Origin of the sequence: Periweissella beninensis (assembly GCF_016908275.1) — a bacterium.
GTDB lineage: Bacteria > Bacillota > Bacilli > Lactobacillales > Lactobacillaceae > Periweissella > Periweissella beninensis.
In genome coordinates this window covers 13781-39025 of the sequence record NZ_JAFBDN010000011.1, presented here as the reverse complement: position 1 = coordinate 39025, position 25245 = coordinate 13781, and the positions used below count along the sequence as shown (strand labels likewise).

General features: G+C 35.8%; 23 protein-coding genes. 22 read left to right on the top strand and 1 reads right to left on the bottom strand.

All coding sequences use genetic code 11. The features are described from left to right. Positions 1 to 298 precede the first annotated feature (298 nt). From secA to JOC59_RS05505, 22 genes are all read left to right on the top strand, one after another. On the top strand, positions 299 to 2662 hold the full coding sequence (gene secA, locus JOC59_RS05610) for a preprotein translocase subunit SecA (protein WP_205143821.1): 2364 nt from the start codon (positions 299 to 301) through the stop codon (positions 2660 to 2662). A gap of 90 nt (positions 2663 to 2752) precedes the next feature. Further along, positions 2753 to 3868, top strand: a complete 1116-nt coding sequence (gene prfB, locus JOC59_RS05605; RefSeq protein WP_205143820.1) for a peptide chain release factor 2 — start codon at positions 2753 to 2755, stop codon at positions 3866 to 3868. A 104-nt stretch (positions 3869 to 3972) separates the two neighbouring features. Next, positions 3973 to 4686, top strand: coding sequence for a response regulator transcription factor (locus JOC59_RS05600; protein WP_205143819.1), 714 nt, complete (start codon positions 3973 to 3975; stop codon positions 4684 to 4686). 16 nt (positions 4687 to 4702) lie between these two features. Next, complete coding sequence (locus JOC59_RS05595) at positions 4703 to 6103, top strand: ATP-binding protein (protein WP_205143818.1); 1401 nt, start codon at positions 4703 to 4705, stop codon at positions 6101 to 6103. Positions 6104 to 6384: 281 nt separating this feature from the next. Then, entirely contained in the window at positions 6385 to 7257 is an 873-nt protein-coding gene (locus JOC59_RS05590) for a phosphate ABC transporter substrate-binding protein PstS family protein (RefSeq protein ID WP_205143817.1), read from the top strand. Positions 7258 to 7271: 14 nt separating this feature from the next. Continuing rightward, positions 7272 to 8192 (top strand): phosphate ABC transporter permease subunit PstC, encoded by a 921-nt coding sequence (pstC, locus tag JOC59_RS05585; protein WP_205143816.1) that lies wholly within the window; start codon positions 7272 to 7274, stop codon positions 8190 to 8192. Continuing rightward, on the top strand, positions 8192 to 9079 hold the full coding sequence (gene pstA, locus JOC59_RS05580; RefSeq protein WP_205143815.1) for a phosphate ABC transporter permease PstA: 888 nt from the start codon (positions 8192 to 8194) through the stop codon (positions 9077 to 9079). The genes pstC and pstA overlap by 1 nt, the downstream gene beginning before the upstream one ends. Before the next feature lie 24 nt (positions 9080 to 9103). Continuing rightward, entirely contained in the window at positions 9104 to 9919 is an 816-nt protein-coding gene (pstB, locus tag JOC59_RS05575; protein ID WP_205143814.1) for a phosphate ABC transporter ATP-binding protein PstB, read from the top strand. Positions 9920 to 9937: 18 nt separating this feature from the next. Next, positions 9938 to 10696, top strand: coding sequence for a phosphate ABC transporter ATP-binding protein PstB (gene pstB / locus JOC59_RS05570; RefSeq protein WP_205143813.1), 759 nt, complete (start codon positions 9938 to 9940; stop codon positions 10694 to 10696). A 12-nt stretch (positions 10697 to 10708) separates the two neighbouring features. Continuing rightward, the gene (gene phoU, locus JOC59_RS05565; protein WP_205143812.1) at positions 10709 to 11383 is read left to right on the top strand and encodes a phosphate signaling complex protein PhoU; all 675 of its coding nucleotides are present in this window, start codon (positions 10709 to 10711) and stop codon (positions 11381 to 11383) included. 172 nt (positions 11384 to 11555) lie between these two features. Then, positions 11556 to 11924: a PspC domain-containing protein gene (locus JOC59_RS05560; RefSeq protein WP_205143811.1), complete on the top strand. Its 369-nt coding sequence runs from the start codon at positions 11556 to 11558 to the stop codon at positions 11922 to 11924. Between the two features lie 3 nt (positions 11925 to 11927). Continuing rightward, complete coding sequence (locus JOC59_RS05555; protein WP_205143810.1) at positions 11928 to 12287, top strand: phage holin family protein; 360 nt, start codon at positions 11928 to 11930, stop codon at positions 12285 to 12287. Positions 12288 to 12295: 8 nt separating this feature from the next. Then, entirely contained in the window at positions 12296 to 13240 is a 945-nt protein-coding gene (hprK, locus tag JOC59_RS05550; protein ID WP_205143809.1) for an HPr(Ser) kinase/phosphatase, read from the top strand. 24 nt (positions 13241 to 13264) lie between these two features. After that, positions 13265 to 14098 carry a prolipoprotein diacylglyceryl transferase gene (lgt, locus tag JOC59_RS05545; protein ID WP_205143808.1) on the top strand — a complete coding sequence of 278 codons (834 nt, stop codon included), beginning with the start codon at positions 13265 to 13267 and terminating at the stop codon, positions 14096 to 14098. Between the two features lie 10 nt (positions 14099 to 14108). Then, a complete protein-coding gene (locus JOC59_RS05540) occupies positions 14109 to 15122 on the top strand; it encodes an NAD(P)H-dependent glycerol-3-phosphate dehydrogenase (protein WP_275588311.1) in 1014 nt (337 codons plus the stop codon). A 119-nt stretch (positions 15123 to 15241) separates the two neighbouring features. Further along, positions 15242 to 16114: a UTP--glucose-1-phosphate uridylyltransferase GalU gene (gene galU / locus JOC59_RS05535; RefSeq protein WP_205143806.1), complete on the top strand. Its 873-nt coding sequence runs from the start codon at positions 15242 to 15244 to the stop codon at positions 16112 to 16114. A 131-nt stretch (positions 16115 to 16245) separates the two neighbouring features. Continuing rightward, entirely contained in the window at positions 16246 to 17175 is a 930-nt protein-coding gene (gene trxB, locus JOC59_RS05530; protein WP_205143805.1) for a thioredoxin-disulfide reductase, read from the top strand. 226 nt (positions 17176 to 17401) lie between these two features. Beyond that, on the top strand, positions 17402 to 18031 hold the full coding sequence (locus JOC59_RS05525) for a YfbR-like 5'-deoxynucleotidase (protein ID WP_205143804.1): 630 nt from the start codon (positions 17402 to 17404) through the stop codon (positions 18029 to 18031). 239 nt (positions 18032 to 18270) lie between these two features. Further along, a complete protein-coding gene (uvrB, locus tag JOC59_RS05520; RefSeq protein ID WP_205143803.1) occupies positions 18271 to 20286 on the top strand; it encodes an excinuclease ABC subunit UvrB in 2016 nt (671 codons plus the stop codon). A 7-nt stretch (positions 20287 to 20293) separates the two neighbouring features. Further along, complete coding sequence (gene uvrA, locus JOC59_RS05515; RefSeq protein WP_205143802.1) at positions 20294 to 23134, top strand: excinuclease ABC subunit UvrA; 2841 nt, start codon at positions 20294 to 20296, stop codon at positions 23132 to 23134. 18 nt (positions 23135 to 23152) lie between these two features. Beyond that, positions 23153 to 23542 carry a hypothetical protein gene (locus JOC59_RS05510; protein WP_205143801.1) on the top strand — a complete coding sequence of 130 codons (390 nt, stop codon included), beginning with the start codon at positions 23153 to 23155 and terminating at the stop codon, positions 23540 to 23542. A gap of 242 nt (positions 23543 to 23784) precedes the next feature. Continuing rightward, positions 23785 to 24464, top strand: a protein-coding gene (locus tag JOC59_RS05505) for an IS6 family transposase (RefSeq protein ID WP_205143800.1) whose coding sequence is annotated in 2 segments (ribosomal slippage) — positions 23785 to 23860 and positions 23860 to 24464 — 681 coding nt in all. Because the reading frame shifts where the segments join, the coding sequence is not laid out codon by codon here. A gap of 61 nt (positions 24465 to 24525) precedes the next feature. Here JOC59_RS05505 and cbpA read toward each other — a convergent pair. Beyond that, a complete protein-coding gene (gene cbpA, locus JOC59_RS05500; protein ID WP_205143799.1) occupies positions 24526 to 25158 on the bottom strand; it encodes a cyclic di-AMP binding protein CbpA in 633 nt (210 codons plus the stop codon). Between the last annotated feature and the right edge of the window lie 87 nt (positions 25159 to 25245).

Genomic DNA, 25245 nt, shown 5'->3' with positions numbered 1-25245 from the left:
CCTAGGCTCTTTTTATTTTAACCGAGACTACGTATTATGATGGAGACAAATAGTAATTAAGTTAAAGATTAACTGAGAATTTAGCATGCAAATGAGTAACTGAGGACACCAGGACATGTTAGCTAACTAGCCTTCAAATATAATTAAATTTAGCGTTAGGTATTTTAAAAATTAGTTAATAATATTTGTCATGAAACTTTGATAAATTGCGGATTTCTGTTACTATATAACTTGGAGTAATTTATCATTAAATACATTAAAAAGATAAAAAGAATCAGAAAAGAAGGAATACAAATTTATGGCTAACTTTTTACGCACATGGATTGAAAGTGATACACGTGAATTAAAGCGTTTAGGCAAAATTGCTGATAAAGTCCAAGCACATGCTGATGAAATGGCAGCTTTAACTGATGCTGAATTAAAAGCAAAAACCACTGAATACCAAAAACGGTATGCTGATGGAGAAACTTTGGATGCGTTATTACCAGAAGCTTTTGCAACAATTCGTGAAGCAGATAAGCGAGTGTTAGGTTTATATCCATTTAGAGTACAAATTATGGGATCAATAGTCTTGCATGAAGGTAATATTGCTGAAATGCGAACTGGTGAGGGGAAAACATTGACTGCAACGATGGCAGTTTATTTAAATGCAATTTCTAAAAAAGGGGTGCATGTTGTTACTGTTAACGAATATTTATCAGCGCGAGATGCTAGCGAAATGGGTGAAGTTTATAATTGGCTAGGATTGACCGTTGGTGTTAACGCTTCTGATATGACACCTGATGAAAAACGCGCTGCTTATGATGCTGATATTACCTATTCAACAAACTCCGAGCTAGGGTTTGATTATCTACGAGATAACATGGTTACAGATCCAGCAGAGCGATCGCAACGACCTTTAAACTTTGCAATTGTTGATGAAGTTGACTCAATTTTAATTGATGAAGCGCGAACACCATTAATTATTTCGGGACCATCATCAGGGACAACCGCGTTATATGAACGTGCTGATCGTTTTGTTAAAACATTAACTGCCAAAGAAGATTATAAAGTTGACTTAGAGTCAAAAACGATTTCACTAACTGATACTGGAATTAATAAAGCTGAGGATTTCTTTAATTTAGAAAATCTGTATGATTCAGAAAATACAGCGCTAACACACCACTTAGATCAAAGTTTACGAGCAAATTATATTATGCTAAAAGACAAAGATTATGTAGTTGCTGACAACGAAGTCATGATTGTGGATAGTTTTACTGGACGGATTATGGATGGTCGTCGTTTTTCAGATGGCTTACACCAAGCGATTGAAGCCAAGGAACATGTTGAAATTCAGGAAGAAAATAAGACAATGGCTAACATTACTTATCAAAACTTCTTTCGGATGTATAAAAAATTGTCGGGTATGACTGGGACAGCACAAACAGAACGTGAAGAATTTCGAGAAATCTACAACATGGAAGTAATTTCAATTCCTACTAATAAGCCAGTGGCGCGAGTAGATGAGCCAGATTTACTCTATCCTTCATTAAAATCAAAATTTGATGCAGTTGTTGCTTTAGTAAAAGAGTTACATGGTAAGGGACAACCAATTTTAATTGGGACCGTTGCGGTTGAAACATCAGAATATTTGGCGCATTTATTAGATGTCGAAGGAATTGCTCACAATGTTTTAAACGCCAAAAATCATGCTAAAGAGGCCGAAATCATTGCCAATGCGGGGCAACGAGGGGCTGTTACGATAGCTACTAATATGGCAGGGCGAGGAACTGATATTAAGTTAGGACCTGGTGTTGCTGATTTAGGTGGATTAGCAGTTATTGGAACTGAACGCCATGAGTCACGTCGAATTGATAATCAATTACGTGGTCGGTCAGGACGGCAAGGGGATCAAGGATTCTCACAATTTTTCTTATCACTTGAAGATGATTTAATGTTACGTTTTGGTGCTGAAAGAATTAAGCGGTTGATGGATCGAATGAACCTTGAAGAAGAAAATGCGGTCATTAAAAATCGTTTAATTACGCATTCTGTTGAATCTGCACAAAAACGGGTTGAAGGTAATAACTATGATTCACGGAAAAATGTGCTTCAATATGATGATGTGATGCGTGAGCAACGTGAAGTTATCTATCGCGAGCGTAATCAAATTATTGATGAAGAAACAGGCCTCAAGGATGTTTTACTACCCATGGTTAAACGAACGATTAAGCGAGTTGTTGATGCGCATACTTTAGGTAAAGTCGAAGAGTGGAATTTGCAAGCAATTATTGATTTTGCTACATCAGTGATTGTTAAAGAAGATGCATTGACTGAAACTGATTTGAATGGTAAAAGCAAAGATGAAATTGTTGATTTCTTGTACCAAAAAGCCTTGGAAATTTATGATGAAAAAGAAAAACAACTTTATGAAGCTGAGCAAATATTGGAATTTGAAAAAGTTGTAATTTTGCGAGTTGTTGATAGTCATTGGACTGATCACATTGACACAATGGATCAATTACGACAAGGGATTGGGTTGCGAGGCTATGGTCAATTAAACCCATTAGTCGAATATCAAACAGAAGGGTTCCGGCTGTTTGAGGAAATGATTGCGGATATTGAATATGATGTAACGCGGTTATTTATGAAAGCTGAAATTCGGCAAAATTTAACAATGTAAATTACCAGCTAATAAGCAAATTGGTAAAAGCATGCCAGTGTTCTGTGATTGAATATGGCATGTTTTTTTATTAAAAAAAGTGAGGAAATTATGGAATTAACTGATGTAAAAAAACAACTTAATATGATGCAAACTTCAGTTAAGGCATTTAGACAATCGCTGGATTTAGATGCTTTAGACGGGCAAATTGCTGAAAATGAGTATGAAATGAGTCAAAATGACTTTTGGAATGATAATCAACAAGCTCAAAAAGTAATTGATGAAACTAATCAATTAAAAAAACGACGTGATACGTTTATGGAGCTACAAGATGGTGTCGATGAGGTGACGGAGACAATTGAGGTACTCGAAGAATTACCAGATGAGGAACTATACACTGATTTATTAGTAACAATTAAACAATTACAAGAAAAAATGGCAACATATCGACTAGCACAACTGTTGAATGAGCCGTATGATGCTAACGATGCTATTTTAGAAATTCATCCGGGATCAGGTGGTACCGAGTCAGCTGATTGGGGCCAAAATTTATTTAGAATGTATACTCGTTGGGCGGAACAACATGATTTCAAAGTTGAAGTTTTAGATTATCAACCAGATGATGTGGCGGGAGTCTCATCGGTAACGATGGCAATTAAGGGACATAATGCATATGGCTATTTACGTTCTGAAAAAGGGGTTCATCGATTTGTGCGAATTTCACCGTTTGATTCGGCCGGTCGGCGGCATACTTCATTTGTCTCAATTGATGTGATGCCAGAATTAGATGATAGCATTGATATTGAGGTTAGTTGGGATGATATTAAAATGGATGTTTTTAGAGCATCAGGTGCTGGTGGACAACATATTAATAAAACTAGTTCGGCCGTGCGGTTAACCCACATTCCGACCGGAATAATTGTGTCATCACAAGCACAACGATCGCAATTTCAAAATAAAGATACAGCTTTAGGAATGTTAAAGGCTAAACTTTATCAATTGGAACAAGCAAAGCAAGCGAAGGAACGGGCTGAAATTGCGGGGGAACAAATGGAAAATGGTTGGGGGTCACAAATCAGATCATATGTGTTTCATCCATATAGTATGGTTAAAGATCATCGAACAAATTTTGAAAGTAGTAATCCACAAGCTGTAATGGATGGTGCTTTAGACCCATTCATTAATGCATATTTACAATGGAAATTAAGCCTACAGAATCCAGATTAAAAACTTTACTTAAAATTTACCAAAGCGATACACTAGATGTTGTATCGCTTTTCGTATGTTTTGGTATACTTAAAGTAAATTTGGGTGAAGATGAGGGCAATGCAATGCGAAAAGTATTAGTAGTAGATGATGAGCTAGCAATTGCAACATTATTAGAATATAATTTGAAGCAAGCTGGCTATGAGGTATTGGTTGCAAGAGATGGCACACAAGCGTTCAAGCAAGGACAAGACCGGACAATTGATGTTATTTTGTTGGATTTAATGCTACCAGAGATAGATGGAATTGAAGTAACTAAAAAACTAAGACAAGAAAAAATAAAAACACCAATTATTATTGTGACTGCCAAGGGCGATGAATTTGATAAAGTTTTAGGACTAGAGATTGGAGCAGATGATTACATTACGAAGCCGTTTAGTCCACGGGAAGTGCTAGCGAGAATTAAAGCGGTATTGCGTCGCTATGATGATTCTGATTTACAAATAAAGCAAGCCATGGATGAAAGTGCTATTTTAAGACTGAATGGTTTAGAAATCGATAAGAATCAGAAACGGGTGTCAGTTGGTGACCAAGAAATTTTATTAACACCAAAAGAATATGAATTATTAGTATTTTTAGTGGAACGTAAAAATCATGTGCTAAGTCGTGATGAATTATTAAGTGGGGTGTGGGGCTACGACTATGCGGGCGAGACGCGGATGGTTGATATTCACGTCTCACATTTACGTGAAAAAATTGAAATAGATCCAAAAAATCCACATTTTATTAAAACTGTCCGTGGCTTTGGATATCAGTTTAGCCCCGATTTGGAAAAATAAGAAAAGAGCTAATGCTATGAATGGTAAAGAATTGCGACGAATATGCTTATTAGCAATTGTATTATTAAGTATTAATTTGAGCTTGATATTGATTATTAATCATACTTTACGTCAGATTTTACATATGTCTTTTATTTGGATGACAATCATAATGGTGATTATCTTAACTGGGATGCAGGTATGGTTGTATTGGGTGATTGTTAAACAAAGACTAGTAGCAGTAGAAACAATCAGTAAAAAAATTAAAGATGTCGAAAAACATGTTGATAATGGGCATATTTTACTTGAAAGGACTGATCCTTATTATGATCTAGCAATGGCCTTAAATGAGTTACAAGATTTTGCACGTAATCAAAACTATTGGCTAGCACGTCGTGAAGGAGAATTAGCGACATTAGTTGCTAACTTGCCCGTAGGTGTCTTAGTTATTAATGCACATCGTCAAATTAAAGTAACTAATCTTGCGGTTAGTAGATTATTGGGTCAAAAAGTTGTTGTGGGGCACCAAGTATATCAAGATATTAATAATCATTTTGGGTTAACTAGTTTGATTGAAAAAGCATTGCATTCCAAAGAAAAACAGCAAGCAACCCTAGAATTTGATAATGGCGAAATGAAAAAGACTGCGGAAGTTACTATCGTTATTAATGAGCCAACCAAAGCCCATTTTCAAATGATGATAATTTTATATGATATTACAGAAATTGTGCAATTAGAACAAATGCAGGTTGATTTTGTATCTAATGTATCACATGAATTAAAAACACCCATCACGGCAATTAGTGGCTTCGTGGAAACGTTACAAGCCGGTGCAAAAGAGGATCCAAAAGCATTAACTGATTTTTTACAAATTATTAGTGATGAAAGTCAGCGATTGACGGACTTGGTGGAAGATGTTCTCTCTCTTTCACGGATTACAAGTGCAAGTATTACTGAAAAACAAGTGAAAATTAATTTAGCATCGTGGTTAGATCAACAATTACTAGTTTTAAGTGGTTTAGCTAATACTAAAAATATCACATTAATAAACAATGTAAATACGCCCTTTTATGTGATGCTCAATGAGCAAAAAATGGCGCAAATTATTAAAAATATTGTTGGTAATGCGATTAAATATGGCCATCTAAACGGTCATGTTGTCATTGAAGGTCAGCTAAATGATAACAATTGGCAACTACAAATTATTGATGATGGAATTGGGATACCTGAAAAGCAGCAGCAACGAGTATTTGAACGTTTTTATCGTGGTGATAGTTCAAGGACACGACGAATTGCTAGTGGTACCGGCCTTGGCTTAGCAATTGTCAAGGAATTAGTTGCTAAACAAAACGGCCAAATTAGCTTAAAAAGCCAAGTTGGGGTGGGGACTACAATTAATTTATTATTTCAATATGTGAAGCCAGAGCTTAATAAATAAGTTTTTGTATTAAGAAGACTAGCATACGTATCGATTATCGTTGATTGTTTCATATTTGAATAAGGTTTTAAGAATTGGATATTAGTATAAAGTATGCAAAGGGTTGTTACATAATAACCCTTTTTTTGTGTAGCATGGCTTTAATAGTGTTGTGTGGCGTTTGGTTGGGGGTGAAATATGATATTTACACAATCTTTACAGAGCTACTACATGAGATTTACGTTGTTTACGTATACTTAAAGATGTAGAAGAAGTACTGAAAGTTGTAGGAGGATAATAGAATGAAACGTAGTTGGTTAGCAATGGTCGGAACCGTGCTAATAATTGGTGGGTATTTAGGGTATACATATACTACGCGCCAGAAAACAAATAGTGGGACCCAAATTACTGCTGTTGGCTCAACCGCCCTACAACCATTAGTTGAAGCTGTGGGGGAAGAATTTGCTAGTAAGAATTTAGGTGTTTATGTCAATGTTCAAGGTGGTGGCACGGGAACAGGATTATCACAAGTGCAAGAAGGTGCCGTAACACTAGGGAACTCAGATTTATTTGCTGAAGAAAAACAAGGAATTGATGCAAAAAAATTAACTGATCATAAAGTTGCGGTGGTTGGCATTACACCCATTGTTAATAAAGGAGTTGGCATAAAAAAATTAACGCAAACACAATTAATTAAAATTTTTACAGGAAAAATTACGAACTGGCAACAGGTGGGAGGGAAAAACTTAAAAATAACATTATTAAATCGAGCAAGTGGTTCTGGTACGCGAGCCGTTTTTGAAAAATGGGCTTTAAATGGAGCAGAATCGGCACCAGCGCCTGAACAGGACTCATCTGGAATGGTGCGTTCGATTGTAGCAACAACGCCAGGTGCAATTAGCTATCTTGCGTTTTCATATGCTGATAAAACAGTTCAAACAGTTAAAATAGATGGAGTGGCCCCAACTATTGCTAATGTAACAACTAATAAATGGAAAATTTGGGCTTACGAACATATTTATACTAAAGGTAAAGTCAATGGAACTGTCAAGAAATTTATCACATATTTGCAATCAAGACACGTACAAAACACTGTAGTTCCACAGCTAGGGTACATTTCAATTCATGATATGCAAGTTGAACGCTCGGCAAATGGGACGATTACTAAGAGATAAAAAGGAGAATTGTCATGGATCAAATCCGTGAAAGTTTATTGAAAACATCGGTAGCAACGAAAAAAGAACGTTTTGGTAAAACGATTACAATGGCAGCCCTAATTTTAATCGGATTAGTGGTTATATCCATTTTTTATTTTGTGGCTTCAAAGGGCTTAGCTACGTTTTTCACTGATAAAATTAATTTTTGGGATTTTATGACAGGTAAAACTTGGAATCCAAGTACGAACGGTAGCAATGGTAAGCCGCAAGTTGGGGCGTTACCCATGATTACGGGTTCGTTTATGATAACAGTACTATCAGCAATTGTTGCGACGCCATTTGCGATTGGGACAGCTATTTTTATGACAGAAATTTCACCAAAATATGGAGCTAAAATTTTACAACCAGTAATTGAATTATTAGTTGGAATTCCGTCAGTGGTTTATGGCTTTATTGGTTTAACAGTCGTTGTGCCATTTATCAGAAGTATTTTTGGTGGCTCGGGTTTTGGTGTTCTCTCAGGAACAGTTGTGCTATTTGTTATGATTTTGCCTACTGTGACATCAATGACGGTTGATACTCTGAGGTCAGTACCACAGTATTATCGTGAATCGGCATTAGCAATTGGAGCAACTCAGTGGCAAGCAATTTATAAAGTGATTTTACGAGCAGCCACACCTGGTATTTTAACAGCGATTGTTTTTGGAATGGCACGGGCCTTTGGTGAAGCACTAGCTGTACAAATGGTGGTAGGTAATGCAGCAATTATGCCACAAAACTTAACAAGTCCAGCATCAACACTAACATCGATTTTAACGATGGGGATTGGGAACACTGTTATGGGTTCAATGCAAAATGATGTCTTATGGACATTAGCCCTAATTTTATTGGTAATGTCATTGATTTTCAACATTATCATTCGCTTAATTGGTAAGAAAGGAGAATTAAAATAATGCAAGCAAAAACAGTCAATAAAATTGCAACTGGCGTGTTATATATCATTGCGGGCTTAGTTATTTTAATTTTAGCAGCTTTGTTAGGATACATTTTAGTTAATGGAGTACCCCATCTTAGTTGGCATTTTTTAACAGCGCCATCTAGAGCATTTCAAGCTGGTGGTGGTATTGGAATCCAATTGTTTAATTCATTTTACTTATTAATTTTAACTATGCTAATTTCTTTTCCAATTGCGCTAGGAGCAGGAATTTATTTAAATGAGTATGCCAAAAAAAATTGGTTTACAACAATGATCCGCACAGCAATTGAAATTTTGAGTTCATTACCATCAGTTGTTGTTGGGTTGTTTGGTTTTTTACTGATTGTAGTTAAGTTGAACTTTGGGTTTTCAATTTTGTCAGGAGCAATTGCTTTAACGTTGTTTAATCTACCATTACTAACACGTTCAGTAGAAGGATCATTGAATTCAATTTCAAATTTACAAAGAGAAGCGGGATCCGCATTAGGATTGTCAAAATGGGAAACCGTTTTACATGTTATTTTACCAGCAGCCTTACCAAGTATTGTTACAGGGGTTGTCTTGTCAGCGGGGCGTGTGTTTGGTGAAGCTGCGGCTCTGATTTATACAGCGGGCCAATCAGCACCGGCCCTTGATTTTGGTGATTGGAATCCATTTAATATGGCTAGTCCGCTTAATCCCCTCCGGCCGGCCGAAACATTAGCTGTGCATATTTGGAAAATTAATTCGGAAGGGATTATGCCAGATGCTGCGGCTGTTTCAGCGGGAGCTTCAGCAGTATTAGTTATTGCGGTTTTGCTATTTAATATATTAGCGCGTTGGTTAGGTAAAGTAATTTTTAAACGCTTAACTGCGGCCCGTTAGAACTAAAGGAAAGGAAACTTAAATATGGCTCAAAATACGCCGTTAAATACTGAAAAACCTACTAGAAATATTTATCAATTTGGCGAAGCTAGTGAAATCGCTTTAGCAACAAAAAATTTACATGTTTTTTATGGTAATAATGAAGCATTGAGTGAAGGTGATTTACAATTTGAAAGATATAAAATTACCTCATTAATCGGCGCTTCAGGTTCAGGTAAATCAACCTTTTTAAGATCATTGAATCGAATGAATGATAATGTAGCAACGGTTAAAGGTGAGATTATGTATCGGGGCCTTGATATTAATTCTCGTGCTGTTGATGTCTATGAGATGCGCCGACATATTGGAATGGTATTTCAACGTCCAAATCCTTTTGCCAAATCAATTCGCGATAATATCACCTTTGCTCTTAAGCAACGAGGGATGAAAGATAAAGAACAATTGGATGCAATTGTTGAAAGTTCATTACGGCAAGCGGCGTTGTGGGATCAAGTTAAGGATGATTTAGGAAAAAGTGCCCTAGCATTATCTGGTGGGCAACAACAACGGTTAGTAATTGCACGGGCAATCGCCATGAAACCAGATATTTTATTGTTAGATGAACCAGCAAGTGCCCTTGATCCAATATCAACATCACAAATTGAAGATACATTATTAGAGCTAAAAGAAAAATATACGATTATTATTGTTACTCATAATATGCAACAAGCTGCTAGAATTTCAGATTACACGGCTTTTTTCCATATGGGAAAAGTGCTTGAGTATGATGAGACACGGAAAATTTTTACACGACCTAAAGTTGCAATTACCAATGATTATATTTCCGGAAATTTTGGTTAGGAGGAGGTCTTAATTTAAATGACAAGTTCAATTTTAACCACTGAAAATGTTAAGTTATACTATGGTGACAAAGAAGCACTGCATGATATTAATCTAAGTTTTCCAGAAAAAGGCATTACTGCCCTAATTGGTCCATCGGGTTCAGGAAAATCAACTTATATTCGGGCAATTAATCGAATGCATGATTTAACTGATGGCGTGACGGTTACTGGTAATTTTATGTTTAAAGGTAAAAATATATATGCACCAACAACCGATACGGTTGCTTTACGTAAAGAAATCGGCATGGTGTTTCAACAACCCAATCCTTTTCCATTTTCAGTGTATGATAATGTGGCCTTTGGTTTAAGGATAGCCGGTGAAAAAAATAAAGCAGTTATTGATGAAAAAGTTGAAAAAGCTTTGAAACAAGCAGCTGTCTGGGATGAGGTGAAAGATGTTTTAAATAAAAGCGCATTATCACTTTCAGGCGGCCAACAGCAACGTGTCTCGATTGCGCGAACGTTAGCAGTATCACCAGATATTTTGTTACTTGATGAGCCAACTAGTGCTTTAGATCCGGTATCATCACATAAAATTGAAGAAACATTGATGAATATTCGTAATGATTATACAATAATTATTGTGACACATAATATGTCACAAGCATCAAGAATCTCTGATCGGACGGCATTTTTTATGGATGGTAACTTAATTGAAATTAGTCCGACCAAGGAGTTGTTTACGGAGCCCAAAGAACAAGCAACACAAGATTATATTTCAGGTAGATTTGGTTAGAAAGGAAAAAATATGCGTAGACTATTTGATGAAGAATTAGCAGACTTAGATGCTTCGTTCACCGAAATGGGGATGTTGGTTAGTGAGACTATCGGTAAAGCGGTAACTTCATTTATTAATCATGATCGTCAGACTGCCCAAGAAATTATCGATAATGATTCCCAAATTAACCAACGGGAAGTGGTACTTGAAAAGAAAACATTTGAAATGATTGCGCTATATCAACCAGTTACGATTGATTTAAGAGAAATAGTGACGGTTTTAAAAGCAGTTTCTGAATTAGAACGGATGGGGGATCATGCACGGGATATGGCAGAAGCAACAATTCGGGTGAAGGGAACAAAACGTTCAGCGTCAATTGAAAAAAATATCGCTCAAATGGGTGAGCTAAGTAAGACAATGGTTAAAGAAATTCTTAGTGTGTACGTTAAAGACGACGCCCAAGGAGCTAGTGAAATTGCTAAGCAAAATCAAGCAGTAACTGATATGGCCCATCAAGTTAGAAATGATGTTATTACTCAAATTGAAGATGATGCAAAATTAGCAACTTCTGGAACTGATTATTTGATGGTAGCGGGGCATTTAAAGCGAATTTCAGATTATGTAACAAATATTGCAGAATGGATTGTTTATAAAAGGACAGGTAAAATTGTTGATTTAAATTCTGGTTCATCATCATTCATTTAAGTAAATTAAAGACAAAGTGGTTGATTTGGTAATTAACCACTTTTTTAGTATCCTAGTATAAGGGCTACTTTGATAATTTAACATTTACTTTAGTTTTAAAATTGAGTCAGATACGGTAAACTTAAGTAAGTATGACGATAAATTAAAATATTGAGAGGTAATTTAATTAAGCATGAAACAACAATCCAAAAAATTAAAAAAATCAGCAAATAAAGTTATTTTTGGTGTATTTGGGGGCATTGCTGAATACTATCAAATTAATGCTAATATATTAAGAATTGGGTATATAATTGTCGCAATTGTTTTAAATAAAATACTAGCAATTAATGTTAGTTTATGGATAGGTATATATATTTTACTAGCAGTGATTATGCCAGCAGCACAAACTAAAAAAACTAGGATCTTCCAAATGTTTAATGAATTTAGGCATGTGCAAGATGACTATTCACAGAATACGCATGATGATACGACGAATAAAAATAAGCGTAAAATTATTAATGCGGTTGAAGTTGATGAAGAAAAGGAAAAGGGAAATAAATAATTTATGACATTTTTACAACGTATAGTTATTAACACCATTAGTTTTATTGCCATTGCGGGGTTGATGCAAAATATGCAAATATTTTATGTTGCTAATATTGGGACCGCAATTTTTGCAGCAATAGTACTAGCCATTTTAAATGCGGTTTTAAAACCAATTTTAGTCGTTATATCATTACCAATTACGATTATGACTTTAGGGATTTTTAGCGTTGTAATTAATGCCTTTTTGTTAAGTCTAACTTCAAGTTTCATCGGTAAAGAGTCATTTTCATTTTCAAGTTTTGGAGCAACGATGCTAATTGCAGTTTTATTATCATTAATTAATGCAGTGGTTTCGAATTATATTATTCGAAAGGATTAGGAAAAGGAATGGTTAAATCAGTTAAAGTTCGAGATCTAGTTGAAAATACTAGATTAGAAGTAATTACAGGGAAAGAATATCTAGACCGACCAATTACAACCGGTGATATTTCAAGACCTGGTTTAGAAATGACAGGGTATTTTAATTATTATGCACCAAACCGGGTCCAATTATTGGGGATTACGGAAATATCATTTTCAAAAAGGATGAGTCATGACGAACTTTTGATGGTGGCTCGTAAAATGTCAGGTAACGAAACACCAGCATTTGTTGTATCAACTGGGCTAGTGGTGCCAGACGAATTTGTGCAAGCCGCAAAAGAAGCTCAAATCCCCATTTTAGGAACTAAACTAACTTCATCACGAATTTTAGCTAATATGACTTATTTCCTTGGTGGCAAGTTAGCGGAACGACAATCAGTACATGGAGTATTAATTGATATTTATGGTTTAGGTGTGCTTATTACCGGTGATTCGGGCGTTGGTAAATCGGAAACGGCATTAGAATTAGTGCGACGAGGTCATCGGTTAGTTGCGGATGATCGCGTTGATGTTTATCAACAGGATGAAGAACGCTTAGTTGGTGAGGCACCTGCAATTTTAAATCATTTGATGGAAATTAGAGGAGTGGGTATTATTGATGTGATGAATTTATATGGTGCAGGTGCTGTGCGTTCACATGCAACCATTTCAATGAATTTACATTTAGAAACTTGGACACCGGAAGCAAAATTTGATCGGCTAGGGAATGGTGGTGATATTTTAAGTATTTTTGGAGTTGATATTCCAAGATTTGCAATTCCTGTTAGAACTGGTCGTAACTTAGCGATTATTATTGAAGCGGCGGCTATGAATTTTAGAGCTAAGTCAATGGGATATGATGCCATGAAAATTTTTGATAATAATTTAAATAATTTGATTGCGGACAATAGTAACAATAGTGGAAAAAAATGATAGAAGAAAAGTAGGATTAACGGCATGGATGTTTTAGCATTAAACCCAATTGCATTAAAATTGGGCTCAATTAAGGTTCACTGGTATGGCGTTATTATTGCTAGTGCGGTCATTCTTGCGGTGTTTTTAGCATCAAAGGAAGCTAAACGCCGAGGGTTAGAGGTTGACGACATCTATGATGCTGTTTTGTGGGCAATGCCAATTGCATTACTAACCGCTAGGGCTTATTACGTTATTTTTGAATGGACATATTACAAAAATCATTTAAGTCAAATTCCAGCAATATGGGATGGTGGAATTGCAATTTATGGTGGCCTTTTAGGTGGTTTAGCAGTCATTATTATCTTAACAAGGCATAAGATGATTAATACGTGGTTATTTTTAGATATTATCACACCAACGATTATTTTGTCACAAGGAATTGGTCGGTGGGGTAATTTTATGAATCAAGAGGCTTATGGTAAAATTGTTTCGCATCAATTTTTGGTTAATTTACACTTGCCTGACTTTATTGTGCAACAAATGTTGATTGATGGTTATTACCGTATGCCAACATATTTATGGGAATCAATATGGGATGTTAGTGGATTTATTATTATTATGTTAGTACGTCACCAAAAACATTGGTTTAAGCAAGGAGAAATATTCTTTTTGTATGTAATGTGGTATGCTTTTGGGCGCTTCTTTATTGAAGGTATGCGTACCGATAGTTTAATGATTGCTGGTGATATTAGAGTTTCACAGATGTTATCAGTAATTTTATTTATTGGCAGTTTGGTTTGGTGGTTCATGCGACGAAAACGGCAGCCGCAAAATCGATGGTATTTAGATGGCCATAATATATTAGGTAATATATAATAAGGAGAAAATGATGAAAAAAATTGCAGTTTTGGGTGCTGGTTCATGGGGTACCGCGTTAGCAAATGTGTTAGCCGAAAATGGTAATGATGTTCGACTCTGGTCACACAAGATGGAACAAGTTAACGAAATTAATGAAAAGCATACCAACGAACACTATTTAAAAGCTGCACATTTGGCAACTAATCTAGTTGCGTATGCTGACATGGCCACTGCCGTGCATGAAGTTGAAATTGTCTTGAGTGTTGTCCCAACTAAAGCGGTACGTGACGTTGCTAAGCAGTTAAATGATGCGTTAGCGAATGAAAACAAGGTAATTTTAGTACACGCCACTAAGGGATTAGAACCTAAAACATATAAGCGTGTTTCAGAAATGTTAGCGGAAGAAGTGGCACAAATAAATTATAGCGCTTTAGCGGTCCTATCAGGACCATCACATGCAGAGGATGTAATTAAGCATGATTTGACCTTGGTAACAATTGCAAGTAAAGATGTTACTGCTGCTAAAATAGTGCAACAAGCATTCTCAAATAAAAATTTCCGTGTCTATACGAATGATGATATTATTGGAACTGAAATGGGTGGCGCTTTAAAAAACATTATCGCAATTGGTGCCGGTGCACTTGTTAGTTTAGGATATGGAGATAATGCGAAAGCGGCTTTGATGACGCGAGGCTTAGCAGAGATTAGTCGCTTAGGATTAGCATTTGGTGCTAATCCATTGACATTTATTGGCCTATCAGGTGTAGGTGATTTAATTGTAACTGGTACTTCTAAAAATTCACGTAATTGGCGTGCCGGCTATCAATTAGGTCAGGGTAAAACTTTAGCTGAAGTCGAAAAAGACATGGGAATGGTGATTGAAGGTGTTTCGACCACTAAAGCAGCCAAAGAGTTAGCCCAAGAACGTCATGTTGATATGCCAATTACGAATGCTATTTACCAAGTACTTTATGAGCATAAAGATATTAAAAATGCCATTGAGAATCTAATGGAGCGAGAATCAACTAGTGAAATTGACTAAATGCTAATTTAATAATAAATTATTATTGATAAAATGGTAAAATTAAGTAAGCTAATATATGTTTAAATTACGTAATTTACTATAGTTAGATAGTAAGCTAATAAGGAGTATTAAGTTTTATGAAACCAGTAAAAAAAGCAGTTATTCCAGCCGCAGGTTTAGGGACACGGTTCTTACCTGCTACAAAGGCACTAGCCAAAGAAATGTTACCAATTGTTGATAAGCCAACGATTCAATTTATTGTTGAGGAGGCTCGAGCAGCGGGTATTGAGGATATTTTAATTGTTGATGGTAAGTCGAAACGCTCAATTGAAGACCATTTTGATTCAAACCCAGAGTTAGAAATGGCGCTAGAAGCCGATGGTAAGATGGAAAAATTGAAAATGGTTCAAGAAACCACTGATATCAATTTATATTTTATTCGTCAATCTAAGCCACGGGGATTAGGGGATGCGGTCTTGCAAGCTAAAGCTTTTGTGGGTGATGAGCCATTTGTTGTCCTATTAGGGGATGATATGACTCGGGATAATGTCCCTTTGACACAACAACTTATCGATCAATACAAAAAAACCGGTGAATCAACTTTGGCAGTAGTTAAAGTACCTCATAATGATACACAAAAATATGGGGTTATTGATCCAATGGAAAAAGTTGGTGAAGATTTATATCAAGTACAGCAGTTTGTGGAAAAACCAAATCCCGAAAATGCCCCTTCTGACTTAGCAATTATTGGTCGTTATCTATTAACGCCAGAAATTTTTGAAGAGTTGGAAAACACTAAGCCAGGTAAAGGTGGCGAAATTCAATTAACTGACGCAATTGATAGCTTAAATAAGCGTCAGCATGTTTATGCCCATGAATTTAAAGGCCGTCGTTATGATATTGGTTCAAAAATTGGTTTCCTTGAGACCTCAATTGAATTCGGCCTTGAACATCCGGAAACAGGTGCAGAATTAAAAGCTTATATTAAGAAAATTGCAAAAGATTTATAATCTTTAGTCATAAAATGAATGGAGGGTGTGTATTAATAAACGTATCCTCTATTTTTTAAATTAATCACGTGACTTACTAACAAAAATATAGTAGTATTTGCTAATAGTAGTAGTTAACGAAGGAGTAAAAAATGACTGATAAAAAATATGATGTAATTGTAATTGGTGCTGGCCCTGGTGGAATGACCGCGGCACTTTATTTATCACGTTCAAATTTGTCTGTATTAATGCTTGATCGTGGGGTCTATGGTGGTCAAATGAATAATACTGCTGAAATTGAAAATTATCCAGGCTTTGAGTCAGTAATGGGCCCTGATTTATCAGAGAAAATGTATAAAAGTGCAACCCAATTTGGGGCCGAATATGCTTTTGGAACAGTTGAAAAAATTGAAGATCATGGTCAAGAAAAAACGGTGATCACTGATATGGGTAGCTATGTAACGAACAGTGTGGTGATTGCAACTGGTTCTCAGTATAAGAAACTAGGGGTTCAAGGCGAGGAAACATATGGTGGCCGTGGTGTTTCCTACTGTGCAGTGTGCGATGGTGCTTTTTTCCGTAATAAGCATGTCGTAGTCGTTGGTGGTGGTGACTCAGCTGTGGAAGAGGGAATGTATTTAGCTGGTTTAGCTGATAAGGTGACAGTGTTACATCGGCGTGATCAACTGAAAGCACAACAAATTTTACAACAACGTGCGTTTGCAAATCCAAAGATGGAATTCAAATGGTTTACTGAGGTACAAGAAATTTTAGGTGATGATAAAAAAGTTTCTGGTGTTAAAGTGATTAATAATCAAACTAATGAAAGTAGTATCATTGATGCGCAAGGCGTATTTGTCTATGTTGGAATTAATCCAATTACAGAGCCATTTAGTAATTTAGCGATAACTAATGCTGGTGGGTGGATTATAACTGATAATAATATGGCAACTACTGTACCAGGTATTTTTGCAATTGGTGACGTGCGCCAAAAAGAATTACGGCAAGTAACAACTGCAGTAGGTGATGGCGCAATTGCTGGGCAAAGCGTCTATCAATATTTACAAAAATTAGCTGATTAATGATATAAGTCGTAATGGGTGTAGTAATCACTAGTCATTAGGTGAAAAATAATATATAAATAGACTGAGGTAAATGTGTCATGCATTGGTGCCTCAGTCTATTTATATTTAGGTTAAGGGTGTACCAGCGTGTTCGGTAAGGCTATTTATCAGGATATTTAGTCTAGCTCCTTGCATATCAGTAAGCAATTTGATAGGATATATAAAACAATTTGGAGGCATAATAATGGGGATGCATGAATATTTACAAGGACTGAGTGAATTGGAGATGGTTGTCCGTGCACCGGGATATTTTAAATACCAGGGGCACAGTGTAGCTGCTCATTCTTGGAAAGTAACTCAAGCTGCTCAATTCCTAGGTGATATTGAGGACATTAACGGGAATGAAGTGAATTGGCAAAAGTTATATGAAAAGGCATTAAATCATGATTACACAGAACGTTTTATTGGTGATATCAAGACACCGGTTAAGTATGCAACCCATAATCTAAGAATGATGTTGGCTGATGTTGAAGCCTCATTAACTGAAAATTTTATTGAAAATGAAATTCCAGATGAATTAGCACAACGTTATAAAAGACGATTAATTGAGGGAAAAGATGATAGCCTAGAAGGCCGAATCTTATCTGTGGCTGATAAACTGGATTTATTATATGAAGCATTTGGAGAAATTCAAAAGGGAAATCCAGAACCAGTGTTTATTGAGATATATAAAGAAAGTTTAGAAACGATGTTAGCATTTGCCGATATGCCAAGTGTTAACTATATAATTGATCATGTGTTACCTGAAATGTTAGATCAAGAATTTGCAGATCGTGGCAAATTAATGGCCCTTACTAAAGCTATTTTAAATTAATAAGCTTAAAAATGACGAACAATTGTTCTATGTGTTAAAATAAAGGTAATTAAATATTATGGAATACTAATAAGGGAAAACTACATACTAAACTGAAATATGGTGCAAAGTACGGTTTGAATTATTGGTTAGGAAAATTAATATTAAGTTATTTGGCATAACAATAATGGCGAAGGTAATCAAATAAACGACGACCTTCGTCATTTATTTAGGTGGATAATAATAGATTAGGAGAAACGATGGTGATTGAGCGAGATGTTTCACGCAAGTTTGCAATTAAGTCAAAATATCAGCCAACCGGTGATCAACCGCAGGCAATAACACAATTGGTCAATGGTATTAAGAATGGTGAAAAAGAGCAGATTTTGTTAGGTGCTACGGGAACTGGTAAAACTTTTACAATTAGTAATCTAATTGCAAAAGTAAATAAACCAGTTTTGGTGTTATCACATAATAAAACTCTTGCGGGCCAGCTATATGGTGAATTCAAGGAATTTTTCCCCGATAATGCAGTTGAATATTTTGTTTCATATTATGATTATTATCAACCAGAAGCATATGTGCCATCCTCTGATACGTATATTGAAAAAGATTCGTCAATTAATGATGAAATTGATAAATTAAGAAATTCAGCAACGGCTGCATTATTAGAAAGAAATGATGTAATTGTTGTTGCTTCAGTTTCATCGATATTCGGTTTAGGGGATCCACACCAATATAAAGAGCATGTTATTTCATTGCGCGTAGGACACGAAATTGCACGTGATACATTGATGCGGCAATTAATTGATAACCAATTTCAAAGGAATGATATCGATTTTCAGCGAGGCCGCTTTAGAGTTCATGGTGATATTCTAGAAGTTTTTCCAGCATCTAATGATGCCAAAACCATTCGTATTGAATTTTTTGGTGATGAAATAGACCGAATTTGTGAGGTGGATGCTTTAACTGGTGAAGTATATAGTGAGTTAGAACACGTTGCAATTTTTCCAGCTACCCATTTCATGACCAATGAAACGATTATCGAACGGGCGGTTGGTACAATTAAGGATGAATTAACTACTCAATTAGCTTTTTTAGAAAAAAGTGGCAAATTGTTAGAAGCGCAACGACTTAAGCAACGAACAGAATATGATATTGATATGTTGAAAGAAATGGGATTTACGAGTGGCATTGAAAATTATTCACGGCATATGGATGGCCGTAAGCCAGGAGAACCACCATTTACATTGCTAGATTTCTTTCCAGACGATTTTTTAATTATTGTTGATGAAAGTCATGTTACGATGCCACAAGTTAGGGGAATGTATAACGGTGATCGGGCCCGTAAGCAACAGTTAATTGATTATGGCTTTAGACTGCCCTCAGCCTTAGATAATCGGCCACTAACCTTACAAGAATTTGAAAAACACGTGCATCAAATTGTTTATATGTCAGCAACACCAGGTGATTATGAATTACAGCGAGTACCAGAGCAACAAATTGCACAACAAATTATTCGGCCGACAGGTTTATTGGATCCAACAGTTGAAGTTCGCCAAGTCATGGGCCAAATTGATGATTTAGTTGCTGAAATTCAAACACGCGTTCAGCTAAATGAACGGGTTTTCATTACTACTTTAACTAAAAAAATGGCTGAAGACTTGACGGATTATTTTAAAGATTTAGGCATTAAAGTTAAATATTTACACGCAGATATTAAAACACTTGAGCGAACTGAAATAATTCGTGATTTGCGATTGGGCAAATTTGATGTATTAGTGGGTATTAATTTATTGCGTGAAGGAATTGATGTTCCAGAGGTATCATTGGTAGCAATTTTAGATGCTGACAAGGAAGGCTTTTTACGTAATGAACGATCACTCATTCAAACAATTGGCCGAGCTGCGAGAAATGAAAATGGGCATGTTATTTTATATGCAGACAAAGTAACAGCCTCGATGCAAAAAGCCATGGCCGAAACTAAACGGCGGCGACAAGTACAAATTGCTTATAATGAAAAGTATCACATCATACCACAAACGATAAAAAAAGAAATTCGTGATTTAATTACGGTTAGTCATGATATTGACGCAACACAAAATACACAAAGCTTTACAGAAATAGAATTTACTGATATGAAAAAACAAGATCAAGAATTGATGTTAGTAAATTTGGAAGATCAAATGCGAGCTGCAGCCAAAAGACTTGACTTTGAACAGGCAGCAACGTTAAGGGATACGGTTATTGAATTAAAAGCAATTATGCGGAAGTAGGTGAAATATGGCAAATAACAAAATTATTATTCATGGTGCTCGCGCTCACAATTTAAAAAATATTGATGTCACAATTCCGCGAGATAAGTTGGTGGTGATAACTGGTTTATCAGGTTCCGGGAAATCATCATTAGCTTTTGATACATTATATGCAGAGGGACAACGACGTTATGTAGAAAGTCTATCGGCGTATGCACGTCAGTTTTTAGGCCAAATGGATAAACCAGATGTTGATTCAATTGATGGGTTGAGCCCAGCTATTTCAATTGACCAGAAAACAACGTCGAAAAACCCACGTTCAACCGTGGGGACAGTGACTGAAATTAATGATTATTATCGTTTACTTTGGGCGAGAATTGGAAAACCTCAAAATGCCACGGGGATTATAACATTACCGTCAGTTGAACAAATTGTCGATGACATTTTAACTAAATTTGGGGCTAAAACGCGATTGCAAATTTTAGCACCAATTTTTAAGCAGAAAATAGGAACATTTGAAAAAGTTTTGGACAAGGTTCGGAAAGCGGGTTTTGTGCGCTTACAAATTGATAACCAACCACATGATATTGCGGAACAATTTGATTTTGATGATGGTAAACCGCATGATTTAGCTGTGGTTGTGGATCGAATTGTAATTAAAGAGGGGATTCGTTCACGATTATTTGATTCTTTAGAAACAGCATTACGATTAGCAGATGGACTTGTGGCCATTGATTTGATGAATGATGAACAAATTGTTTATTCAGATCATTATACAGGGGCGCTTAAGGATTTTACCGTTGGTCGTTTAGAGCCACGGCTATTTTCATTCAATGCGCCTTTAGGTGCATGCCCAGTTTGTGAGGGACTTGGGGTCAAATTAGAAGTTGATATTGATTTAGTGATTCCAAATGATGAATTGACCTTAGCACAAGGTGCATTAGCCGCTTGGAGTCCGATTAGTTCGCAATATTATCCTAATATGCTTGCACAATTTTCCGATCAATTTAAAATCCCAATGAATAAACCATTTAAAGACTTAACTAAGCAACAAAAAGAGTTAATTCTATATGGGAGTAAAAATAAGCAATTTCACTTTCATTATGAAAATGATTTTGGTGGAGTAAGGGATGTTGACACCGTATTTGAAGGTATTATTCCAAATATTGCACGACGGTATCAAGAGACTACTTCTGATTTTACCCGTGATCAAATGCGACAGTACATGACAGAATTAACCTGTACCGGGTGTCATGGTTATCGCTTAAATGATGCGGCGCTATCGGTTAAGGTTAATGATCAACATATTGCAGCAATTTCTGAATTGTCAGTGGTTGATGAGTTAAATTTTTTTAAAGGACTAAGTCTCGGTGAACAAGATCAACAAATTGCACAACCAATTATTAAAGAAATAGTAGATCGTTTGACCTTTTTAAGTAATGTTGGTCTTGATTATTTGACATTAGCCCGTTCAGCGCGGACATTATCAGGTGGTGAAACACAACGAATTAGATTAGCAACACAAATTGGGTCAAATTTATCAGGCGTTTTATACATTTTAGATGAACCCTCAATTGGATTGCATCAACGGGATAATGATCGTTTAATTGCATCATTGAAAAAAATGCGTGATTTAGGTAATACATTAATTGTCGTTGAACATGATGAAGATACAATGCGAGCAGCTGATTATTTAATTGACATTGGTCCAGGGGCTGGTGAAAACGGTGGCCAAGTGATGGCTGCTGGAACACCTAAACAAGTTGAAAAAACACGTAAATCACTTACTGGCCAATATTTAGCAGGTAAAAAGTATATTTCGATGCCCGCTGTACGTAGAAGTGGGAATGGGTTAAGTATCAAGGTTACTGGTGCAAGTGAAAATAATTTAAAAAATATTGATGTTGTATTTCCCTTACAAAAGTTTATTGCTGTTACAGGCGTATCCGGTTCGGGGAAGTCAACGTTAGTGAATGCCGTCTTGAAACGTATTTTAAAACAAAAAATTAATCATAATTCAGAAAAACCAGGGCGCTATACCAGTATTACTGGTGTTGAAAATATTGAAAAGATTATTGACATTGATCAATCAGCGATTGGTAGAACACCACGTTCTAATCCTGCTACATATACGGGTGTTTTTGATGATATCCGTGATTTATTTGCACAAACCAATGAAGCAAAAATGCGTGGTTACAAAAAAGGTCGTTTTTCTTTTAATGTTAAAGGTGGACGTTGTGAGGCTTGCCGGGGCGATGGAATTATTAAAATTGAAATGAATTTTTTACCAGATGTTTATGTACCATGTGAAGTATGTCATGGGGATCGATATAATTCGGAAACATTAGAGGTTAAGTATCATGATAAGAATATCGCTGATGTTTTAAATATGAAGGTTGCTGAGGCTATTGATTTCTTTAAAGCTATTCCTAAAATTAAACGGAAACTACAAACCATTTTAGATGTAGGCTTAGGTTATGTTGCCTTGGGCCAAAGTGCGACTACCTTATCAGGTGGTGAAGCGCAACGTATGAAACTAGCTGCTGAGTTACATAAAAAAAGTAATGGCCAAAGTTTTTATATTCTTGATGAACCAACAACTGGGTTACATGCTGATGATATTGTGCGCTTATTGGCGGTTTTAAATCGCTTGGTGGATGCTGGCAATACGGTGTTAGTGATTGAACATAATTTGGATGTAATTAAAGCCGCAGATCATATAATTGATATGGGCCCTGAAGGTGGCGCTGGTGGGGGGATGGTTGTTGCTATTGGGACCCCGGAAGATGTTATAATGAATAAGGATTCTTATACTGGTCAATATCTTAAACCGGTAATTGAGAGAACAAAAGAATTACAAAATATATAATCATATAGGAAAATCGAAATGAAACAACATATTAGAAATTTTAGTAAGCTTACACAGGAAGAAGCACATGCAATTAGTGAAGCTTTTTTAGCTTTTGCCAACGGGATGCCAGTTGAAAAGGCTGATGAGGAATTAGTAGCACAAGTTAATAATTTAGCGAAAGAGCTTGGTCGGAGTAAAGATGTATCGTATTTAATTGGTCGACTAGGTGATTATCAAGTAGCTTATACTAAGGCTTTTAAAGGTCAAAGTGATGATAGAGTGGCAGATGCATTTTATGATGGAGTTCAAACTGGTATGAATTTTATGGCCGGTGTGGCAATGTTGCTAGATGGCCGGATTGATCAAGCAGGGCTACAAAGTTTCTTAGAAGATACTGAAAAAGACGCGAAAGCAAAAATTAATTAACAATTTTCGTTAAGATGGACTGAATTTTGATAAATTCGGTCCTTTTTAATATATTATCCTGTGCTTGCTTGGCCTAAAGTTTCGTCGCTGAAAAACAAGCACTTAGAAATTCTGCAGAGAAGGTGAAAATACCACTATTTATTTTGCCCAATTCAGAAAAAAACAACGGTTCTGTTGCAAAGTTTTCTAATAACCTCATTTTAGGATAAACTAGAAATAAAAGATAGCTTGGAGAAAAAAAGATGGATTACTTTAAAGGTAAACAATTTCAAAAAGATGTAATTATTGTCGCTGTAGGTTACTATCTTCGATATAATTAAGTTATCGAGAAGTTCAAGAAATTCTTTGTGACTGTGGTATTAATGTCTGTCATACAACCATTTACCGTTGGGTCCAGGAATACGGAAAAGTCCTGTATCAAATTTGGAAAAAGAAAAACAGACAGCTCTTTTATTCGTGGAAAATGGACGAAACTTATATCAAAATCAAAGGAAAGTGGCACTATTTATATCGAGCAATTGATGCAGATGGGCTAACTTTAGATATTTGGTTACGTAAAAAACGAGATACACAAGCAGCTTATGCGTTTTTAAAACGATTAAAGAAACAATTCGGTGAACCAAAGGTTCTCGTTACAGATAAAGCCCCGTCTATAGGTAGTGCATTTAAAAAGTTACAGAAAAACGGATTTTATTTGAAAACAGAGCATCGAACACTTAAATATCTCAATAATCTAATTGAACAAGATCATCATCCAATTAAACGTCGCAGCAAATTTTATCGAAGTCTCCGTACTGTCTCTACCACGATTAAGGGCATGGAAACAATTCGAGGAATATATAAGAAAAGCCGAAAAGAAGGAAATCTCTTCGGCTTTTCAGTCTGTACGGAAATTAAAGTTTTAATGAGTATACCAGCATAGTCAAAATAGTACATTAGGCCTTTTATACTCTTTTTTTAAATTTTGCAACAGAACCCTAAATTTAATTATGTAGGTCTTCAATTTCAATTACTGGATAACCTTTGCGCTGTAGGGCTTTAATAATTTTTTGTAATAACGTATTATCGACACTTTTTGGTAATGTGTATAAAATATCAACAGTATTATTATCATTTGAAATATTAAATGTCATAACAGCAACGATATCAGTATATTTTGAAATAGTTTTAGAAGTGGTATGCAAATCACCACGTTGACCAGGGGTACGGACAGTTAAGACATATGATCCCTTTTCAAAGTTCCAACTATACGAAAGGGTACGCATTAACCGAGCATGGGTTAAAATACCATAAAAGCGGTTTTGATGATCAAGCACTGCAATATAAGGTAAATCACGAATTGCAAAAAAAAGTTCATAAAACTCCGAATCTAAATTAATAAATTTAGTCGAATTACGCATAATACTAGTAACCGGTGCTTGCATATCACCAGCTTGAGCCATATGCCGATAAACGTGCATTTTATAGATATTGCCACGAAAAATTTCACCATTACTATCTAAGATTGGAATTGCTCGAAAATTTGAAGTTTCAAATATTTCTAAGGCTTCCGCTATAGTTGTATCCTCATGGACAACAGTTAAAACATCTTTTGATTTGATAAGCGATAAATCCACGGCGGGCCTCCAAGTTAAAATTCGCTGAGATAATATTTAATATTATCATAATTCTTTAAAAAAGAATAGTCATTCAGCGCTAAAAGT

Coding starts and splice junctions, on each gene's coding strand:
- pstC (WP_205143816.1), top strand. CDS start 7,272: ATGGATCAAATCCGTGAAAGTTTATTGAAAACATCGGTAGCAACGAAA.
- JOC59_RS05600 (WP_205143819.1), top strand. CDS start 3,973: ATGCGAAAAGTATTAGTAGTAGATGATGAGCTAGCAATTGCAACATTA.
- JOC59_RS05555 (WP_205143810.1), top strand. CDS start 11,928: ATGACATTTTTACAACGTATAGTTATTAACACCATTAGTTTTATTGCC.
- secA (WP_205143821.1), top strand. CDS start 299: ATGGCTAACTTTTTACGCACATGGATTGAAAGTGATACACGTGAATTA.
- JOC59_RS05540 (WP_275588311.1), top strand. CDS start 14,109: ATGATGAAAAAAATTGCAGTTTTGGGTGCTGGTTCATGGGGTACCGCG.
- phoU (WP_205143812.1), top strand. CDS start 10,709: ATGCGTAGACTATTTGATGAAGAATTAGCAGACTTAGATGCTTCGTTC.
- prfB (WP_205143820.1), top strand. CDS start 2,753: ATGGAATTAACTGATGTAAAAAAACAACTTAATATGATGCAAACTTCA.
- JOC59_RS05590 (WP_205143817.1), top strand. CDS start 6,385: ATGAAACGTAGTTGGTTAGCAATGGTCGGAACCGTGCTAATAATTGGT.
- trxB (WP_205143805.1), top strand. CDS start 16,246: ATGACTGATAAAAAATATGATGTAATTGTAATTGGTGCTGGCCCTGGT.
- lgt (WP_205143808.1), top strand. CDS start 13,265: ATGGATGTTTTAGCATTAAACCCAATTGCATTAAAATTGGGCTCAATT.
- pstA (WP_205143815.1), top strand. CDS start 8,192: ATGCAAGCAAAAACAGTCAATAAAATTGCAACTGGCGTGTTATATATC.
- JOC59_RS05560 (WP_205143811.1), top strand. CDS start 11,556: ATGAAACAACAATCCAAAAAATTAAAAAAATCAGCAAATAAAGTTATT.
- uvrA (WP_205143802.1), top strand. CDS start 20,294: ATGGCAAATAACAAAATTATTATTCATGGTGCTCGCGCTCACAATTTA.
- hprK (WP_205143809.1), top strand. CDS start 12,296: ATGGTTAAATCAGTTAAAGTTCGAGATCTAGTTGAAAATACTAGATTA.
- JOC59_RS05510 (WP_205143801.1), top strand. CDS start 23,153: ATGAAACAACATATTAGAAATTTTAGTAAGCTTACACAGGAAGAAGCA.
- JOC59_RS05525 (WP_205143804.1), top strand. CDS start 17,402: ATGGGGATGCATGAATATTTACAAGGACTGAGTGAATTGGAGATGGTT.
- uvrB (WP_205143803.1), top strand. CDS start 18,271: ATGGTGATTGAGCGAGATGTTTCACGCAAGTTTGCAATTAAGTCAAAA.
- JOC59_RS05595 (WP_205143818.1), top strand. CDS start 4,703: ATGAATGGTAAAGAATTGCGACGAATATGCTTATTAGCAATTGTATTA.
- pstB (WP_205143813.1), top strand. CDS start 9,938: ATGACAAGTTCAATTTTAACCACTGAAAATGTTAAGTTATACTATGGT.
- galU (WP_205143806.1), top strand. CDS start 15,242: ATGAAACCAGTAAAAAAAGCAGTTATTCCAGCCGCAGGTTTAGGGACA.
- pstB (WP_205143814.1), top strand. CDS start 9,104: ATGGCTCAAAATACGCCGTTAAATACTGAAAAACCTACTAGAAATATT.